Annotated in this window: 3 protein-coding genes; 2 read left to right on the top strand and 1 reads right to left on the bottom strand. The window is 75.2% G+C overall.

Annotated elements, in window-relative coordinates:
* Positions 1-381 precede the first annotated feature (381 nt).
* Positions 382-1,518, bottom strand: coding sequence for a beta-eliminating lyase-related protein (locus ABZ371_RS30625; RefSeq protein WP_358685763.1), 1,137 nt, complete (start codon positions 1,516-1,518; stop codon positions 382-384).
* A 155-nt stretch (positions 1,519-1,673) separates the two neighbouring features.
* On the opposite strand from ABZ371_RS30625, the gene ABZ371_RS30620 reads away from it, so the two are divergent.
* A complete protein-coding gene (locus ABZ371_RS30620; protein ID WP_358685761.1) occupies positions 1,674-2,651 on the top strand; it encodes a DUF2520 domain-containing protein in 978 nt (325 codons plus the stop codon).
* The coding region (gene panC, locus ABZ371_RS30615) for a pantoate--beta-alanine ligase (protein WP_358685759.1) at positions 2,648-3,325 on the top strand (678 nt) is incomplete at its 3' end. The genes ABZ371_RS30620 and panC, both read left to right, overlap by 4 nt.

Below are 3,325 nucleotides of genomic sequence, written 5' to 3'. Positions count from 1 at the left end.
CGCGCCCGGACCCGGCCGGGGTGGCGATGCCGTAAGGCGGAGCACCCGGTCCGCCGACCGGGTGGGACGCGCCCGAACCCGACCGGGCGGAACGTTTCCACGCCTGGCCGGGTATACGCCGCCCCCCGCAGGATGCCGCCCTCGCGCCGGCCCGGGGAGGGAGCGCGGACCCGAGCGGGTGGAGCATTCTGCCGCGGCTCGTGCGGCTCCCGCCGCGTCTCCTGAGACTCCCGCGTCTCCTGATGTCCCTACGGCTCCAGCGCCTCCCGCGGAGAGGTCGCAGGGCGCGCGAAGGTCTCGCGGGGCGCCACCCGCAGGCCTCGGCGGGCAGCACCCGGACGCCCGCGCCGGGGGAGGGCCGCCGCAGGCCGCGGCCGGGCCTCAGACCAGCCGTGACACGAACCCGGCGACCGCCGCCCGTACGTCCCGCTCCGTCCAGTCGAGTCCGTCCGCCGCCACGGTGACCTCCGTGAAGGAGATCCCGGGCGGGCCGGCGAGCCACCGCCGGAAGAGAGTGACGCCCGTCTCCTCGGACTGCCGCACCGAGGCCTCGTCCAGCACGTCGGTGCCGTACGGCAGCCACACCTGGAACTGGTGGGTGTGCGGCGGTTCCGGATGCACCCGTGCCCACGGCACCGCCGATTCCGTGAAGCCCTCCGCCAGGGCCCCCGCGACCACCTTGGCGTGCGCCACGTACGAGGGCAGCCTCGGCAGCTCCCGCTCCAGGCCCAGCAGCGCGGACAGAGCCGCCGGGTACTGCTGGAAGACCTGCCCGCCGTACCGGTGGCGCCAGGTCCTGGCCTCGTCGACCAGGGACTCCGGGCCCGCGAGTACCGCGCCCGACAGGCCGTCCAGGGACTTGTAGAAGGAGACGTACACGCTGTCCGCCAGCGCCGCGATCTCCGGCAGTCCGCGTCCGAGGTGCGGCCCGCACTCCCAGAGCCGCGCACCGTCCAGGTGGACCACCGCGTCCCGGTCGCGCGCGGCGGCCACGACCGCTTCCAGCTCCTCCCACGAGGGCAGGACGAAGCCGGCGTCGCGCAGCGGCAGTTCGAGCATCAGGGTGCCGAACGGCTCGGGGAAGTCGCGTACCTCGCCGGCCGTGGGCGGACGCGGCTCGGAGGTCGGGTGGACCGTGCGCAACCCGCTCACCGAGGCTAGGGCTCCCCGCTCGTGCACCTCCGGGTGGGAGAGCGGATGCAGGGCGACGACCTGGCTGCCCGTACGCCCGGCCCAGCAGCGCAGCGCGACCTGCTGGGCCATCGTCCCCGTCGGGAAGAAGGCGGCGGCCTCCATGCCCAGGAGGTCCGCCGTCCGCCGCTCCAGCTCGGCGACCACCCCGTCCCCGTAGACGTCCGTCCAGCCGGTCAGGTCGTGGACCGTCCCGGCGTCGGCCGCCAGGGCGGCCAGCCGCTCGCCCATCGTGCGGTCGGCCGAGGCGCGGGCCAGCCTCTTCGTGGACCGCTGCCATGCGGTCAGCCTGCGGTTCCGCTGCTTCTGCTCATCGGTGACTGCCATGGGACGATCATCACCCGGGCCGTGGGCGTCATTCGACGGGGTCCGGAGGTTACCCACAGCCTGTGGACAGCCGCGGGGTGCCTGGAATCGCTGGCGTAGCATGCAGAGGAATCGTCCGGTACCCCCCGCGGACTGGAACGGAAGGCCATCGCCGCGTGAACGCATCAGTTTCCAAGGAATCCCTCGACGCGAGGGACCGCCCCGCACGCCTCACCGTCGGCGTCGTCGGAGCGGGGCGGGTCGGCCCCGCCCTGGCCGCGTCCCTGCAGCTCGCCGGGCACCGCCCGGTCGCCGTCTCGGGCGTCTCCGAGGCGTCCCGCCGCCGGGCCGCCGCCCTGCTCCCCGACGTCCCCCTGGTCACTCCGGCGGAGGTCCTCGCCCGCGCGGAGCTCGTGCTGCTGACCGTCCCCGACGACGCGCTGCCCGGTCTGGTCGAAGGGCTCGCCGGGACGGGAGCGGTCCGGCCGGGCCAGCTGGTCGTCCACACCTCCGGGCGGTACGGGACGCGGGTGCTGGAACCCGCTCTGCGGGCCGGCGCCCTCCCGCTCGCCCTGCACCCGGCGATGACCTTCACCGGGAGTTCCGTCGACGTCCAGCGGCTCGCCGGCTGCTCCTTCGGGGTCACCGCGCCCGAGGAGCTCAGGCTCGCCGCGGAGGCCCTCGTCATCGAGATGGGCGGTGAGCCCGAGTGGATCGCGGAGGAGTCCCGCCCGCTGTACCACGCGGCGCTCGCCCTCGGCGCGAACCACCTGGTCACGCTGGTCGCCCAGTCCATGGAGCTGCTGGAGAAGGCCGGTGTGGCCGCCCCCGACCGGATGCTCGGCCCGCTGCTCGGCGCGGCGCTGGACAACGCCCTGCGCTCGGGTGACGCGGCGCTGACCGGACCGGTCGCCCGGGGAGACGCGGGCACGGTGGCCGCGCACCTGCGCGAGCTGCGTACGCACGCCCCGCAGGCGGTGGCGGGGTATCTCGCCATGGCCCGCACCACGGCAGACCGCGCCCTGGTGCACGGTCTGCTCAAGCCGGAGTCCGCCGAAGACCTCCTGGACGTCCTCTCGGACCGGACGGACGAGGGACGCGGCACCGAAGGACGACACGGCACGGACGAGTCCGGGCCGGAGGAGAGCCGATGACCACCGCACCCGCCACCCTCCTGCGCACGGCCGGGGAGCTGCACGCCCTCGGCCGCCCCGCCGGTGCGCCGCGCGCCGTCGTCATGACGATGGGGGCGCTCCACGAGGGCCACGCCACCCTGGTCCGTGCGGCGCGCGCGGCCGCGGGGCCCGACGGGCAGGTCGTCGTGACCGTGTTCGTCAACCCGCTCCAGTTCGGCGAGGCCGCCGACCTCGAGCGTTACCCCCGCACCCTGGAGGCCGACCTCGCCGTCGCCTCCGGGGCGGGCGCCGACGCGGTCTTCGCCCCCTCCGTCGACGAGGTCTACCCCGGTGGCGAGCCCCAGGTCAGGATCACCGCCGGCCCGATGGGCGAGCGGCTGGAGGGCGCGTCGCGGCCCGGACACTTCGACGGCATGCTCACCGTGGTCGCCAAGCTGCTTCACCTGACCCGGCCCGACGCGGCGTTCTACGGGCAGAAGGACGCCCAGCAGCTCGCGCTGATCCGCCGGATGGTCCGCGACCTGAACTTCGGCATCGACATCGTCGCCGTACCGACGGTCCGCGACCCGGACGGCCTGGCGCTCTCCAGCCGCAACCGCTTCCTCTCCGCCGGCGAACGCCGCACGGCGCTGGCCCTGTCCCGGGCCCTCTTCGCCGCACGCGACCGCCTGGCCGCCCAGCAGGCCCTGCAC

The sequence above is a fragment of the Streptomyces sp. NPDC005899 genome, from assembly GCF_040629645.1.
Lineage (GTDB): Bacteria > Actinomycetota > Actinomycetes > Streptomycetales > Streptomycetaceae > Streptomyces.
The sequence above is the reverse complement of the archived record's forward strand: the minus strand, read 5'-3'. Positions and strand labels throughout refer to the sequence as shown.

Bases quoted from the DNA above. Each gene is read 5' to 3' on its own strand.
- ABZ371_RS30625 (WP_358685763.1), bottom strand. From the start codon at position 1,518: ATGGCAGTCACCGATGAGCAGAAGCAGCGGAACCGCAGGCTGACCGCA.